The organism is Serratia sp. Je.1.23.a (assembly GCF_051129805.1).
Classification (GTDB): Bacteria; Pseudomonadota; Gammaproteobacteria; order Enterobacterales; family Enterobacteriaceae; genus Serratia; species Serratia liquefaciens.
In genome coordinates, this window is record NZ_JBCPSR010000004.1 from 249579 (window position 1) to 265466 (window position 15888).

The 15888-nt window shown below is 46.0% G+C and carries 12 protein-coding genes and 1 pseudogene; 8 read left to right on the forward strand and 5 right to left on the reverse strand.

Going from position 1 to position 15888, the window contains the following annotated elements; genetic code table 11:
- Nucleotides 1–584 precede the first annotated feature (584 nt).
- Nucleotides 585–1100: pseudogene (locus AAZT04_RS16725) on the forward strand (DUF6708 domain-containing protein).
- A 715-nt stretch (nt 1101–1815) separates the two neighbouring features.
- Here the strand turns inward: AAZT04_RS16725 and AAZT04_RS16730 are convergent.
- Nucleotides 1816–2349 carry a hypothetical protein gene (locus AAZT04_RS16730; RefSeq protein WP_337047985.1) on the reverse strand — a complete coding sequence of 178 codons (534 nt, stop codon included), beginning with the start codon at nt 2347–2349 and terminating at the stop codon, nt 1816–1818.
- 1235 nt (nt 2350–3584) lie between these two features.
- On the opposite strand from AAZT04_RS16730, the gene AAZT04_RS16735 reads away from it, so the two are divergent.
- Nucleotides 3585–4307 carry a DUF1120 domain-containing protein gene (locus AAZT04_RS16735; protein WP_048760717.1) on the forward strand — a complete coding sequence of 241 codons (723 nt, stop codon included), beginning with the start codon at nt 3585–3587 and terminating at the stop codon, nt 4305–4307.
- 380 nt (nt 4308–4687) lie between these two features.
- Here AAZT04_RS16735 and AAZT04_RS16740 read toward each other — a convergent pair whose 3' ends face one another.
- Complete coding sequence (locus AAZT04_RS16740; protein ID WP_434681010.1) at nt 4688–5245, reverse strand: hypothetical protein; 558 nt, start codon at nt 5243–5245, stop codon at nt 4688–4690.
- 207 nt (nt 5246–5452) lie between these two features.
- Nucleotides 5453–6082 carry a helix-turn-helix transcriptional regulator gene (locus tag AAZT04_RS16745; RefSeq protein ID WP_048760725.1) on the reverse strand — a complete coding sequence of 210 codons (630 nt, stop codon included), beginning with the start codon at nt 6080–6082 and terminating at the stop codon, nt 5453–5455.
- Nucleotides 6083–6907: 825 nt separating this feature from the next.
- Between AAZT04_RS16745 and AAZT04_RS16750 the strand changes: the two genes are divergently transcribed.
- The 5 genes from AAZT04_RS16750 to AAZT04_RS16770 all read left to right on the forward strand — a co-directional run bounded on the left by AAZT04_RS16750 (nt 6908) and on the right by AAZT04_RS16770 (nt 12378).
- Nucleotides 6908–7600: a DUF1120 domain-containing protein gene (locus AAZT04_RS16750; RefSeq protein ID WP_020828451.1), complete on the forward strand. Its 693-nt coding sequence runs from the start codon at nt 6908–6910 to the stop codon at nt 7598–7600.
- 205 nt (nt 7601–7805) lie between these two features.
- Nucleotides 7806–8501 carry a DUF1120 domain-containing protein gene (locus AAZT04_RS16755; protein WP_020828450.1) on the forward strand — a complete coding sequence of 232 codons (696 nt, stop codon included), beginning with the start codon at nt 7806–7808 and terminating at the stop codon, nt 8499–8501.
- Nucleotides 8502–8627: 126 nt separating this feature from the next.
- Nucleotides 8628–9326: a fimbria/pilus chaperone family protein gene (locus tag AAZT04_RS16760; RefSeq protein WP_020828449.1), complete on the forward strand. Its 699-nt coding sequence runs from the start codon at nt 8628–8630 to the stop codon at nt 9324–9326.
- A gap of 11 nt (nt 9327–9337) precedes the next feature.
- Nucleotides 9338–11773, forward strand: a complete 2436-nt coding sequence (locus AAZT04_RS16765; protein WP_261138896.1) for a fimbria/pilus outer membrane usher protein — start codon at nt 9338–9340, stop codon at nt 11771–11773.
- 14 nt (nt 11774–11787) lie between these two features.
- Complete coding sequence (locus AAZT04_RS16770; RefSeq protein WP_048760733.1) at nt 11788–12378, forward strand: hypothetical protein; 591 nt, start codon at nt 11788–11790, stop codon at nt 12376–12378.
- 25 nt (nt 12379–12403) lie between these two features.
- On the opposite strand, the gene AAZT04_RS16775 is transcribed toward AAZT04_RS16770, so the two are convergent.
- Nucleotides 12404–13342, reverse strand: coding sequence for a 2-hydroxyacid dehydrogenase (locus tag AAZT04_RS16775; protein WP_129941040.1), 939 nt, complete (start codon nt 13340–13342; stop codon nt 12404–12406).
- A 9-nt stretch (nt 13343–13351) separates the two neighbouring features.
- Complete coding sequence (locus AAZT04_RS16780; RefSeq protein WP_048760738.1) at nt 13352–14665, reverse strand: MFS transporter; 1314 nt, start codon at nt 14663–14665, stop codon at nt 13352–13354.
- Between the two features lie 446 nt (nt 14666–15111).
- Here AAZT04_RS16780 and AAZT04_RS16785 point away from each other — a divergent pair, with 446 nt between their 5' ends.
- Nucleotides 15112–15843, forward strand: coding sequence for a FadR/GntR family transcriptional regulator (locus AAZT04_RS16785; protein ID WP_020828444.1), 732 nt, complete (start codon nt 15112–15114; stop codon nt 15841–15843).
- The last annotated feature ends 45 nt before the right edge of the window (nt 15844–15888 follow it).

A 15888-nucleotide genomic window follows, 5' to 3' on the forward strand; every position in this document is an offset into this window, starting at 1 on the left:
AGCTTATTTTTCGCAAGAACCGTATGCACTCCGGGGAGATTGAGTGCGGAGCCTTTGGTGACTGGCATTTTTGCATGACAGTGTCCCGACTACACTTTTCTAAAATACGTGTGAGGCAGTGGCCTGAGGGGGTACTGTTCCGTCAAAAAGATCCTAGGTCATACATTGAATATAAGTGCGCTATTACCCTACAAACTGGCTTATAGTATCCATGCTGCATACGCCAAGAGGATTATATTGGCTGCTTGATGCAAGCGACAATAAAATGTTGTTTGCCTTGTAGTGAGAAAAAACAATATGGATACTGAAAGAAAGGACATCTGAAATTGACTATACCCCTACTAGACCCGCCTTGCTCTGGCTGGCAAGAAGACCTTCCGCACCCTGAGGAGCATTCAATTGTGGTGCCCCGACTTGGACCTGGCTCCCTAAACTACCAAGACAATATCTATTTAGATATTTCACGCCAATTCTCGCTGGCAAGGGGAGCGATGTTTTTATTTTCACCATTGCTAGCTATTTGTACTGTAGTATCCATTTCGACGTTACTCCCTATTGCGGGGGAGCCGTACAGCTATGAATTTATGTTTATTGGCATTTTCGCATTCGTAGTTTGTTTCTACGCATTCCTTCACTCTCTCAAGCACAGCATATCTCCTCCACGCGACTTACCCATTCGTTTTAACAGGGCTCGGCAGCGCATCTATGCCTACAATTTCAAGTACCGCTGATGGAACCCCTTCGAACGCTGGCAAGTGGTGCCAGTGGCTTACGACTGGTCACAGGTGCGTGCGGAGCGCTGGAAGAAGCGCGGTATGACAGCTCAGGGCGCCATCATCATCAAATGGGGAGTGGTGTTGTCCATCGTAAAGCCGGGAACTAATGACGTCATCGACCGCTTCCCTCTGAGCACTATGGGTGCCGACGAATTTGCCTGGGCTTACATCTGCACCTATATGCAACAAGGGCCCGGTGCGTTGCCGCCATCTGAACTATCCCGCGACCACAATGATGTGCCCTGGTACAACCTCGCTCTGCGACTGGCACCGAAGGTGAAGTGGCCTATCGAGATGGACCACGAGTCGAGAACCACACCGTGAGAGTTGGGCGTACGCAGGGCGCTGTTGAATAATTCGTGACGCCGAGCTTATTTTTCGCAAGAACCAAATGCACTCCGGTGCGACTGAGTGCGGAGCCTTTGGTGACTGGTGACTGGTGTCTTAGCATGGCGGTTCCGCCGACTACTTTCGATTTTCTTTGTCGTTGAGGCCATTCGATTCACTTGGATTGAATAACAGATCGATGTCGTATTATATTCTTTTCAATTTGTTGGGTGTTAGTAATTTTTAAGATTGGTGTTTCGTTAAGGGTTGTAATAATGACAATTCTCCTCCTTGTTGTTTTTCCATAAATAAGTTGTCTGTCAAAGGAACTTTGTATAATTACATGGGAGGTATCGGATGTGGCAAGAAGTGACTTATTAAATCAAGTGTTTTTAATGCTGGTGCAATCACCTTCTTACGTTTAATAGACGCGCTGGATGTATTCGTAATTATATTTTTCAATGGAGAGCAAAATGGGCGGTGGTATCACCGCCCATTTTGCATGGCTGATATATGACATAAAAACTAAGGGGTTTATCCAAAGTGGTCAATCAATAGAGCCAGCCTTTAATCTAATATTGTTATTTTTTCTAGTGTGAAATATGGGGTTATTTAAAATAAAAATGTGAATGCAGCGCTATTTATTTCGTGGCTTAATATACCCCTTAGGGGTATAAATACCTGCTGAAATACACGTGAGTTTTATTCTGTTTTAACCTGATATTACAGAGTTCATTTCTAGTGAGACCTCTTGTTGATCTAATGGTTCTCGCTTGTCGATACCCATACCAAAGTTTTTCAAACTTAAGTCTAGGTTTTGTATTAATGTATCATCATCACGTAGGCACATGATATATGCATTCTCAAAAGGTAAAATGTTAACTAATCTTACGCCATGCGGTTTTAGATAATGGTTTATATGTTCTAACCAAGGAATGTAATATGGTATATCGTACGGATCAATAGTAGATTCTGACCAATCAATATTATCAATCAGAGTGAAAATAAAATCATTTGGTTCAACGGGTAGTGTAATGTTTTGTAGTGTTTCAAAATCTGGAATATAACCATTGTACTCTTTCCACTCCTCATAGACTATCAAGTTTTGTTTGCTCAGGTTCTCATATAACCAATGTAATATAGTATCAGGATCAAAGGTTTTTGGTGAGCTGGAGCTCAGAGACTCTGTATTGCATTCTGGGATGCATAGTCCTATGTTTTCTATCAGGTTTTGTATCTTTTTCATTATTACTTCCTTGTGTTGCTTGTCGGATTAATTACAAATTTATTTTATTATTGCATGTCAATAATGGTCATTTTTTTATAAGTTTCTACTTTTTTCTCCAAGGTTATGACTCTTATTGTTATTATTTAAGGCTAACGTAATTCTTTATAGATACTAAGTTTTTTTAACAGCACATGACTGTTTTGTAAGGTGTATCTAGATTGAAGTGTCGGCAATGGCTAAGTTTATAGTAATTTCCCTAAAGCCAGTTTATCGATGTGGTTTTTATTTTTATATGAAATATAGATATGGTTTTCCTGTGGGTGGCCTTTATCTAACTTGTTCATATCAATAATTTTCCTGCGCTGTTTCATGATGTTCTATATTATCAATACATGTGTTTTTATTCCTTGCTAGAACAAGATTAAAGTCCTTAAAATTGTTCATGAAATTATCATTGTTAGGACAAGGTTTACTTCCGGCTGAATGCTTTTTAAATTGAATTTTGCCAAGTTGCTTTTCTTCGTGTTTGTTCTGTCAATGATATCATGAGTCATTCTTAGTGTTACATGATTTTTTAATATTTATAATAAAACGAATTTTTTATCTTATTATATGTCAGGTACAGAGCGTACAGCTTAAAAATAATTTGATTGTAATACAATTTTTGGATTTTATACTTTGTAACGTTTAAATTCTTTTGTTTTTTAATGTCTTATCTATTAATGTCTCTGTTTGTGATTAGTAATGCTGGAAATTAATACTTGGCATTTATTTACTGAGGTCCGGTTAGCGATCTTGAAAGGTATCGTTGCTACTATTTTATGCTGCGCTCATCGGTAAACATCTATGCGTAACCGATTTGGATAAGAGCCGCAACGTCGAGGCTTAAGTTCGCCATAGGACATGCGGATAACAAATGGGAGAGGGCTATCTCTCAATATCTAATTTTTTCAAAGGCGTATAGCTAGCGTAAGTTCAGAACGACTTGACGAGTTTATGTCGCAAGCATAGTGTTTTTGGCCTCATAGGCTAAAAAAAAGAAAAAATCAGAACTAAATCCTGTGGGTTTGACTATTGAGTGTTTATTTTCTCCTGGAGAAATTAATTGTATTACAGATTTGATGTTTTTAATCGTATTTAGCTATGTGCATTGGTTTCATTTTTAACTTTGTAAATGTTTTGCCATACTCTGTTTCATATAGGAATGGCGAAAATATTCGCTGCTTCACTTAAGGAAAAGGAGCAATATCAGAATGAAAAAAATGCAAATAACTGCCTGTGCGTTGGCCGTGTTGACTATTACATCTTTGCCTTCCCAGGCAAAAGACATAGAGGTAAAGGTTGCTGGTACTATTAGCCCATCGGGCTGTACACCAACGCTGTCTGGTGATGGTGCTATTGATTATGGAGTTATCAAATCTGATTCTTTGGCGTTGGACGCTTACACTACGTTAGAACAAAAATTTTTGGAGTTAACCATTACTTGCGATGCACCGGTGAAGTTGGCGCTGGAGGCAAAAAATGGACGACCCAATACGCTGGCTGGCGTTGCTACTGAAGATGCGATATCTGGTGCCGCTCTCTCTCCAACAGGTTCAGCGCTAGAAGTGCTCAGTACTGCAACAGCAGTTGTTGGACTTGGGGTCAGTGGTTCAGCACGTATAGGAGGTTACGCGCTCATGGCCGCGGCTGTGACTTTTAAAACCGATGGTACTGACGCTCAACTCATCACCCGCGAGGGTAATTCCGGAGAATGGGAAGAATACTATGGTATAGCGGAAAGTAATAACTTCTATAGCATTGGTGTTAAACGTCAGCTTTCGTGGAAGAACGGGAGTATTAAAGAACCTGCCGCCTTCCAAAAACTCACCGGTAAAGTAAAGGTGCAAGCCTATATCAATAAAGCTTCTGAATTGGATCTGACTAAACCGGTCATCTTAGATGGTTTGACCACCCTTGAACTGGTTTATCTGTAAGTCATACTTTTCGATTTAGTATTGGTTTGCGGTGGGGGATATTTCATCAGGCTGATTATAAGCGATGTTTCGCTTGAGGTTTGAAGAGTTTAAGACTGGTTCGTTGGCGTTGAATGAAAAACCATTGGTAGGTGTGCCACTCCAGGGTAAGTGGCACTAAAGACCAGTAATAACCGTCGAATATTGTCGCGTATACTCGTGGCGTTCCATACTGCCCCATACCCGATATTCTGGCCAAAGCGCTTCAGATTACGTACAACCATCGCTAGCTTGAAGTGCTGATCGGCAGTATAAACCTCTTCCTCGATAAGAAACCCATTGCACTCCTTTCGTTGGAGCCACATGGCGTATTCGTATAGAGTCATAGGAAGCTCAGTTTTTTACCTCGGGAATTCGCCGACTGTCATAAAGTGTTCATAGGGTGACTTGCCAGATATCACTTTATCAAATAAATGCCCGTACTCGAAAAATACGGGCTGATTATCTCTGCTGTTTATTTTAATGTTTTTAGTGACTCTAAAACTCAAACCCGCCAACCTTCTACGTGACAATATTCTTTTCCGGACAAATTTTTTCACTTCCTGCTGGATGATTTGAAAATTGAATTTGGCCGAAGCGCTTTCAACCGATAAGTCGTAATAGCATTTATGTGAATCTGCCAGGTTCTTACTGACTATCTTATTCTCTCCCCGTCTGATTTTGAACTCAGCTTGCTCTGGCAGGGTATCGTTGTCGGTTAACAGCACTTGATGCTTTCCGCCTTTTGGCTCACCTATGTCTTCGCTCGGATGAGTATTAGGCGATGGGCGGTCATCTTGAGTAGAGTTCAACACCGTAGGAATAGCAGAAACGTTAATCATTTTCAAAAGTGAAGGCAGCAGCGCCAGTAATAATAGTAACATGCTGATTGAACCAAGCAGGGTTGTGCGGTTTAGCATCACTTTATGCTTTCCTTCAACTCGTTTTGACCTGCCTTCTGCTGGGTTGTTGTTGAGTTTTCCATTATCCGTCTTTTAATTGAACAATCAGAAAACCCAATAAGTGACGTTGTTAACCGAATAGAGAAAAATGCATTTATTTCCATACGGGGTCTGTTTTTAGAGAAAAGACGTTTGAAAATAATCATGAATTTTCCTGTTCTTGAGTTACATCAGGACATGCCGCCCCACATCCTTTAAACCACCACAAAGCAGCCAAAAATGCAGCTCGGCATTGCGTTTAAAATTCAGCTTTCGCATCGCGTTACGTTTATGCTGGCTGATGGTTTTTTCGCTCAGATTCAGTTTCCTTGAAATCAAAATGTTGGGTAGGCCTAAAGAGAGATAATGAATGACTTCATACTCTCTGGTAGAGAACCTGGCGAATCGGGAGGCATAACCAAAATCGCAGCGATTTCTTTTATTTTGAATGACATTGGCTAATATGACGCGGTCGAAGGTTTCTAATAAAGTCGCTACACTTTTGTTGCGAGAGATATGAGTGAATTTCTTCCGTCCACTTGAGTGGGAAGCTGGTGCTGCTATTCGTTCATCATCGATCAAGAAAACCAGCGGGCAGCAAGCTTTTGCCTGTGAATACAGATAATGAGGCAGAGTACTTTCGCTTGGGTTGGCTGCCAGGAAGATGATGTCGGCCATTCTGTACTCGAAGGCATTTTCAGTAAAACGCACATTCACATTTTTTGAGCGAAAATAGCTTTCTAACGCCAATTGGATGCCATGTGTGAAGTAGCGATTTTTATCTGATAAAAATACGGTAATAGATTCTCTGAACATAAGCTTCCCTAGCAGTAAGTGTCATTTCCCATATCAGCACACATTAGGGTTATCATTGGCTAGCAGGGTTGGTGATAGCTATCAATGATAAGTCTGAATTATGCTTTGCTTGACGATTATATCGCTAGTTATGTTTGGTGTGACTATGTATTTTAATACCAATAAAAAAACGGAGGTTTTATCCTTTTTAGGATTATGTGATGGACATTAAGTTCGTAAAGAATTTTCTTGTAATACAAAGTTGGAGTTTTGTTCGTTGGTTTGTATTTAATTTCTTGTTGCTATTTGTCGTTTTTTATCTCTTGGTTTCGGTGGTTATTATTGATGCATGAAGAATCACTCCCTTTCTTTACTGAGTTAGCATATGGATTATCTCTTGAAAGGCTTTCGTGACAGCCCTTGCCTGCTGAATTGGTGCAGGTCAATTTTCTGAGTAAGACGCCTTGCTCGCAGGATCAAAAACGCCATAAGTCATATGAATAACAAATGGGCGTAAGGCGAATCTTCAGTATCTGACACTTTTCACGTTCACGCCGCTGTGGTGAGCCCAGGACGGCTCTGCGATTTTATGTCGCAAGCACGATGATTCTGGTCTCATAGACTGAAAAGTATAAAAAATCAGAATTAAATCCCATAAAAATGGCTGTTTTATGTTTTTTTTCATTAGGAACAATTGATTGTATTACAAGATTGATGTTTTCAATCGTATTTGATTTTGTGTGTTGGTTTCGTTTTTAACTTTGTAAATATCTTGTCATACTCTGCCTCAAATGGGACTGGCGAAAATATCCGCTATTTGACTTAGGGAAAAGGAGCAATATCCGAATGAAAAAAATGCAAATAACCGCCTGTGCGTTGGCCGTGTTGACAATCACATCTTTGCCTTCGTTGGCAAAAGATATAGAAGTAAAGGTTACCGGTAGCGTTACGCCATCCGGCTGTACTCCTACGTTGACCAGTGATGGTACCGTTGATTATGGCATTATCAAATCTGATTCTTTGACGTTGGATGCTTACACTAAGTTAGAAAAAAAAGAGTTGGATTTAACCATTGCTTGCGATGCACCGGTGAAGTTGGCGCTAGAGACGAAGAATGGTCGTCCGAATACGCTGGCTGGCGTTGATACTGAAGATGCGGTATCTGGTGCGGGTCTTTCTCCTGTTAGTGGTTTAGTGAGTGGAGCAACGGCAGTTGTAGGTCTTGGGCTCAGTAACTCAGCACGTATCGGGGGATACGCGATCAGCGCCACGGGGCTTAAAGCAGACGGTAGCACTACTCCAATCATCACGCGAGGGGGGAGTGCAGGGAAGTGGACGGGGGAAGATAGTAGCCTCTATAGCGTTGGTGTTAAACGTCAGCTTTCGTGGATGCAGGGCATGGTCCAAGAGCCTGCGGCCTTCAAAAACTTAACCATAAACTTAACGGTGCAAGCCTATATCAATAAAGCTTCTGAATTGGATCTGACCAAACCGGTTATTTTGGATGGCTTGAGCACCATCGAGTTAGTGTACCTATAAGGTATATTTTCAACTCGATATTGGTTTCCTGAAAAGGATATTTCAGTGGGCTGATTATTAGTGATGCTTCCATATGGTTTTTTAATTTTAATTCCTTATTGAGTTAATTTTCTTGTATATATTGACTTTATAATGGTTGATGGTGGCAATTGTTAATTTATTGGCCTGCAATACATATTTTCGATATGAAGAAAGGAATCATTTTATGATGAATAAGACAAAAGTAAATCTCTGTGTGTTGGCCGTATTGGCAGCCACTTCTCTGCCAGTTCTCGCCGCAAGTATAGATGTAAAGGTCATAGGGACTATTACGCCTGCGGCCTGTACGCCAATGGTCTCCGGTGGGGGCACTATTGATTACGGCACAATTAAAGCAGGGTCGCTGTCGCTGGACGAATTTACTGCTTTGGATGAGAAGCAGTTGGATCTTTCCATCAGTTGTGCAGCCCCAGCGAAAGTGGCTCTGAAAGCCACTAATAACCGTCCAAATACCGTGGCGGGGGCGACTACCGATGGGGCCGGTGGCGCCAGTCTGGTTAATATCTTTGGCAAAAGTAATGTGCCTATTGTGGGGTTGGGGCTTGATGGCACCCATCGTATCGGGGGATATGTCATCAAAATCGAAGATAGCAGCGTGATTGCAGATAGCAAGAATGTTGACAGTATCTATAAGAACGTTGGCGAAGCCTCTTGGACAAAAGGCGGCGAGGGTGTTTTATATAATGACACTGCCGTTCGTCAGGTATCTTGGGCTACCAGTGGTGCCTCCGAACCTGTCGCCTTCCAAAAACTCACCGGTAAAGTAACGGTACGAGCCTATATCAATAAAGCTTCCGATTTGGACCTGACCAAACCTGTGCAGTTAAACGGGTCGTCCACTATCGAGCTTGTTTACCTTTAACTCCTTTTAGCCGGGCGTGTGCGCTCGGCCATTGCCCCGCCCTCCGACGGGGCCTTTTTGCCCCTTTGGCCGCTGTATCGGATGTACCCTCAGCAACGGCCCTTTTTAATACGAATGGTGAAAATAATGACCCTTTCTTCCCTGTTTAATATTGGGGCGGTTTCCTTGCTGCTATTTTCTGCCAGCAGCCATGCAACCGGTATGGTGCCTGAGACTTCAGTAGTGGTGGTCGAACAAGATGATGGCGAAGGTGCAATTAACATTAAAAATACCGATGGCTTTCCGGTATTGCTGTTGACCACGCTGGAAAATATCAAAGATGATCCTGAAACCCTGGTGAGTGTTACCCCGCCAGCGGCGCGCGTTGAGCCAGGTAAAACCCAGCGCGTACGTTTTATTCTGACCAACAAAACGCCGCTGACAACTGAACGTCTGACACGCGTCATTTTTGAAGGTGTGCCGCCGCAGCAAAAAGGTAAAAATGAAGTGCGCATGACAGTGCGTCAAAACCTGCCGGTTATTATCCGTCCTACAGGATTGGAAAGAGACCCAGCCCCCTGGAAGCGACTGGTCTGGAAGCAAAGCGGCAACAGCTTAATGGTTAATAATCCATCGCCTTACGTAGTGCGGCTGGGGCAGGGGGTGACAACGCTACCGGACAATACCCACTGGATGCTGCCTAACAGTTATGTTTTACCAGGCCAAACGTTCACGCTTACACCTGACGGTGGCAAGAAAGCTGGCGTCGGTCAGCAGGTTCGAATTTCTCCGGCCACCACTTGGGGCTATACCGTCAACAGCTATGATGCTGAATTAAGCCATTGACGGTGGGGCTGATGCGACACGACGATCACGTTAACGTATGGCCAACACTTTCAGTTCTGTCATTGGCTCTGTTGGCTGCATTGGCCACGACTTCGCCTGTGTTGGCTGCTGTGCCGGATGAACGAGCGGATGATGTTGAGTTTGATCACCAGGCAATGTTGGCGCGAGGCATTGATCCTAAGCTTGCCGAGTGGTTTCGTCAGTCGCCACGTTTTTTGCCTGGTGAATCCACTGTGGCCTTGACGATTAATGGCAACGCCCGGGGTAAGGTTAAAGTTCGTTTTGATCAGAGCGGAAAGTTGTGTGCCGATGAGGCCTTTCAGAAAGAGGCCGGCCTGATATCACCACCTGGTTACAGTAAGAAAATCGCCTGTTTTGATCTGAAAACTGCCTGGCCTCAAACCGAAGTGAACCTTGAACCGGGCGAGGCTAGGGTTGATGTGGTGTTACCTCCAGAAGCAGTGATCGCTCCCGATGTGGATAGAGGGAGTTGGAACCACGGCGGCTTTGCCGGCATGCTGAATTACGATGCACAGTATATGGATTCTGCCGGAGCCTCTGCGGGTACGAACTTTATGCAATTGGGGACGGAGGCCGGCTTTAATATCAGCGACTGGATTGTTCGTAGCCAACAGACTTTTTCCCGTTTCAATGGCAAAGATCAAATGCAGCATCAGGCAGCTTATGCGCAGCGCACTTTCTCGGGGATTAAAAAGGTATTTCAGGCCGGGCAGGTTAGTTTGTCCAACTCGATGTTTGGCACGGGGCAGGTGTTGGGGCTCCAGGTGTTCCCGGAGGCCGCACTGCAAAGTAGTCGCGGTGGAGCGGGACTGGTCGAAGGCATTGCTGATAGTCAATCGGTAGTGGAAGTCCGTCAATCTGGCGTGTTGGTTTATAGCACTACCGTGCCTGCCGGGCCATTTCGCCTGCAGGGGTTCTCGTTGCTAAATACCCGTTCCGATCTGTTAGTGACGGTAACTGGCGGCAACGGTGAGAAGCGCCAGTTTTCCGTACCCGCTTCCACCCTGTTGATGAATGGGCCTGCTGTTGCTCCAGGAATGTCATTTGGCATCGGTAAGCTTGATCAGCAAGGTAGCAGCGAAGCACCGTTGATCGGTACTCTGGCTAACGGTTGGGTGCTTAATCCCTACACGGCCCTCAACGCGGGGTTGCTCGGTTCTTCACCTTATCGCGCAGCCGCCGTAGGTGTGGATAGTCAGCTGTTTGATGCTACGTTTCTTTCTATGCAAACCACTGCCGCGCAGGACGATACCCACGGCAACAAGGGGCTATCGGCTACTGCAGTGTTAAGCCATAAGCTAACAGAGCGCATTGGGGTTAGCGTCAATGCCGTTCAACAAACGTCTGGCTATCGAGATTTAAGTGATGCACTGCAAACCGATAGTTTGGATACTGCCGGTCGCAACAGAAACCAGTATGGCGGTGGCATCAGTTGGTCGCTGGCAAGCCTCGGCAACCTGTCTTTGTCTTGGGCCCGCAGCAGCACCTTTGCTGGCGATGCCACAAATTACGTACGCGGCGGTTGGAGTAAACAGTTTAATCGCGTTTACCTTGGTGCCACCCTGGATCACGATACCGGCAGCCGCAACAGCGATGCGGAAACTCGCCTGTATATCACGGTCAATATCCCATTTGGCGACAGCCGCAGCATCAGCAGCTACCTTAATAACAGCTCACGTAACGGCAGCCGCGGCGGAATGCGTTATAGCGATCGCGGCCAACAGGACGGGGGATGGAGCCTCTCCAGCGAACGTGATTTCCGCAATCGGCGCACATCCGCTACCGGCAGCATCGATAAGGTTACTCCGGTCAGCCAGCTAAGCGGCAGCATAAGCCAGGATTCGGACAACTACACGTCTTGGTCGGCACGTGCCTCGGGAGCCATTGTGGCTCACCCCCACGGCATTACGCTTTCTCCTTACCGTGTCAATGATACTTTCGGCATCGCTAAAGTTGGAGAAGAAGCCGGTGTTCGTCTGGACTCTCCAGCAGGCCCAATTTGGACTGATGGGCGCGGTTATGCGGTTCTGCCATCCCTTAGCGGATATAAGCGTTCCGCCATTCAGGTGGATACCCGCAGCCTGGCGAAAAATGTCGATATCAGCAATGCCTGGCAGGAGACTGAGGCGGCACGTGGCTCAGTGAGTTATGTCGATTTTCATGTGATACGCACTCGGCGGGTGTTAGTCGATGTTAAAGATGTCGAGAATAAACCTTTGCCTTACGGCGCTAGCGTATTTGATGCGGCTGGCAATTTTGTCACCGTAGTTGGCAACAAGGGGAGCGTATTTATTTCCGATGCGGCTGAATCCAACAAACTGGACGTGCAGGTTTCCGGTAAAACGATATGTTCATTTCCCCTTTCATTACCGGCACAGGCTGGCACCAGCGGCTTGTATGAAACTGCCGATGCAGTATGCCGCTGACAGGAAAACATGATATGAGAAAAATTTTTACGGCTCTGGTGTTGGGGTTAACAATGAGCCAGCCGGTGTTTTCGGCCATTGATACCCGTATTACTGAGGCCCAATCATTCTTACCGGTGGACACGCGATGCAGTTTGTCCGCTGGCACGCCAGTAATCGACTATGGTACCCAATCGCGTTGGCAACTGCAGGACGTGGCGGGTAGCAATGCGGTGACGCCAGGCAAGCGCACGCTGATCCTCAATGTGGTGTGTCCTTATAGCCAGACGATGCGTTTGGCGCTACGCGGTGATCGTGCCGCCAATGGCGATCTACGCTACGGTGAGCAGGGCAGTGTTAATATCCGACTGCTGAACTTTCAACTGGATGGGCAGAATGTGCAGGTTGCATCATCGGCTCAGGCCGGACTGCTTGATGGCGCACCCGAATCCAGCTTGATGTTGCAACCCGGTAAGGTATTTGCTGTTGTGCAAAATGGTCAATTGGTCAAAGGGCAAAGTTTTACTGCACGCGTCGAGATTGAACCTATAATGCCGGAGAGTGCCGCCCGTATCGCTTCCCGTCAGGTAAGCGAAGCTCACCTGACGTTGGAGTTGATAGACTGATTTTCAGAAGGGTGATGCGAGCCCGTTACGGTTTTTCTGTCGCAGTAAGCAAAGGCTTGCCGGCAAAGTAGGCGCTAATATTTTCGTAAACCAGCTCCGACATTGCCCTGCGGGTGCTTTCCGTGGCGCTGCCCATATGCGGGGTGATCACCACGTTATCGCGTTGCAGCAGTGTAGCTGGCACGTGCGGTTCATCGCAGAACACGTCCAGCCCCGCGCCGGCAATCAACTTATGTTCAATGGCGTTCACCAAAGCAGCCTCATCTACGACCGAGCCGCGAGCGATATTGATTAAAATCCCCGTGGGGCCGAGAGCCTGTAACACCTCGGCATTGACCAGATCGCGGCTACCGTCTCCCCCAGGAGCGCACACCACCAGGAAATCACAGTGCGCCGCCAGTGCTTGCGGCGTTGCACAGTACTCACCTGCAAAGTCCGCGTACTGAGTACGGCTGTGATAGCTTACCGACATATCAAACGCCGAAGCACGCCGGGCGATAGCCCGACCAATACGACCCAGGCCGAGAATGCCGAGCCGGCTACCGCTGACTTTGTTTGTCCAACGGTAGCTCTGGCCAGCCCAATCACCGCGTTCGATAAAGCGCTGTGCACCGACAATCTGGCGGGAGCACGCCAGCATCAGCCCAAAGGCCAAATCGGCAACGTCGTCGGTGAGTACACCCGGCGTATTGCTAATCTGAATATTACGCTTGTAGGCGGCTTGAGCATCTACACGTTCATACCCCACACCAAAAACGGCGATCAACTGCAGATTGGGATAGCGCGCCATAGTGGTGTCGTCCAACGGTGTTTCACCGTTGATTAGTAAAACACGAACCCGAGGTATCAATTCAATCTGTTGTTCTGTAGTGAGCTGGGCAGCATTAAATAATGTGAAGTGCTGGTGCAAGCGCTGAGTCAATTGCATGGGCACCGGCGCTATCTGCAAAATAACGTTTTCCATACTTTCCCCTCAATGTTCTGGCGTATCTTGGTGTATCGGCAGTTTAGCTATGTGTTTCCAACGTCCGACTTGTAAACCGATAATTCCCCCCAGTACCAGGGCGATCGCCACCATAATCAAGGCGGCATCATAGCTACTGGTCATATCTTTGATTCGACCGATAACCGGCGGTAGCGCCAGCCCAACGATATTAGCCACGGCGTTGATCAGCGCAATGGAAGCCGCTGCCGCTACGCCGGACACCGTTTCCGTCGTGACTGCCCAGAAAATGGGTATGATCGCCCAGTTCAGCGCAATGGTGAAAACCAATAAAACGTAAGCTATTACCATGTTTGTGCTGTAAATTGCCGCCAACAACAACAGGCCTGAAAGGATGAGCGGTAACCCCAATGGCACAGCACGGGCGCGATGGGTGTCGGAATAGTGACCGTTAAAGTACATAAACATACAGGCGAACAAAAAGGGAACGGCGGAAAGTAGGGTAATGATGAAATTGCTTTGCTCGCTGACCACGCCTTTGATGATCAATGGCAGAAATAAACCGATGCCGATGGTGCCAAAGGCTTGCAACAACCACATCAGGCTCAGTAGCCACACTTTGCGGTTTTTGAACGCAGCTTGCCAATGATGCTCTTGCTGCGTAGGGGTTTGTTTGGCTTCTTGTGTCAGTACGCCTGCCAACCAGGCCCGCTGCTGTGGCCCCAGCCATTTGGCATCTTCCGGCTTGTTGTCCAGGTAGAAGTAAACCACGATACCCAATAATATCGCCGGCGCCCCCTCAAGCAAGAATAGCCAGCGCCAGCCAGCGATATTCAGCACATTATTCATCTGCAGAATGGCACCGGAGATTGGTAACCCAATGAGCGAAGCCAGTGCCGCACCGATATAAAACATCGACATGGCACGCGCGCGGTCGCTGCGCGGATACCAGCAGGAAAGGTAGTAAATGATCCCAGGCGTAAAGCCGGCTTCCGCCACGCCAAGCAGAAAACGCATGGTGTAGAGTTGCAGCGGTGTTTGTACCAAGCTCATTCCCATGGCAATCACCCCCCAGGTGACCATAATGCGGGCGATCCAGATTTTAGCCCCCACTCGGGTGAGAATAATATTGCTGGGGATCTCAAACAGGATATAAGAGACAAAAAATATGCCGGCCGCAATGCCATACATTTCTGCGGTTAATGCTAAATCAGCATTCATTTGTAATGCGGCGACTGAAATGTTAGCGCGATCTATATATGCGATTAAGTAAAGAAGCATGATGAATGGAATAAGTCTTAGGTTCATTTTCTTTACGGTTGAAAGATGAAGGTCATTATCCATTTTATTTTGCCTGTAGTAGGGTTAAATGGCAGAGATGTTGTTTTATTTCGTTTGTGTTTATCTTTGTGTTGTTTTTATGTGTCTAAGGTTGAGTTTTACAAACGTTTTATAATAACCGGCTTGGTCATGTTATCTTTATTTTTATTGAAATCACACCAAAATTTGTGGCGTTTTTGGTGGGTTATTTAAATGGCTATTGTATTGATGGTTGTCATTTTATTTCTAATGTGCTGAAAATAATAGTTATTTATTTTTGTTTTCCGGGATGTCGTGATTCGTCCCACTGTTCCTGAAAACCTCTCCAGTGTGGGCTGCCTGTTAGCGCATGCTCTCATGTAAAATCACCTGGGTTAATCGGCAATGTGTTATGTTAATGATCAATATAATCATGTCATGAATAAGCTAAAATTGTTTCTTGAAAAACTAATTAGAAGAAACAGCCGTCTATGAAAACCACAAACTGCAGCATATCTGAAACGTTGATCAGCGTATTATCTCGCCGAATCATGGATGGTGACTGGAGCGCCGGTGATTCTCTGCCTGGCGAAAATGATTTGGCGCTACAATACGCCGTTTCCCGTACCACGGTACGAAATGCGCTGCAAGTATTAGCGGCCAAAGGACTGATTAATATTCAGGCGAAGAAACGCAGTACGGTGAACCCGCAGGATCGGTGGAGCTTTCTGGATGTTGACGTCATGTCTTGGCTGGATGAAAAAGGGTTCGACCACTCATTGATGGAACAGCTGTTAGTTACGCGTTTGATATTTGAACCTAACATTGCCGCGTTAGCCGCCCTCCATGCCACGGAGGAGGACATCATCCGTTTGAATGACGCCTGTAACATCATGGGGCAGGGGCAAAAACTGGGTAAAAAATACCTGTTTGAGAAAGGCGACCTCGCTTTTCATTTGGCATTGCTGGATGCCAGCCACAATGCTTTTATGCGCTCATTAGGGAATGCTTTGGCCACTGCCATGTCATTTTCATTTAAACAAACGTTGGAAGCCGACGTGCGCTTAACCAAAGAAGCGGTGCATGAACATCGTGAACTCTTGGTGGCGGTACAGAACAAGGATCCGCAGGCTGCCCGCTGGCGCATGCGGTTGATCCTCGAACATGCAGCTCAAAAAAGCCCGTGGCAAAACTATCAGCAGATGTTTGAACACATCAGTTAAAAATAGAACCGTTGGCACCGGGCATTGCTTTTGTTTCGGCGCGAC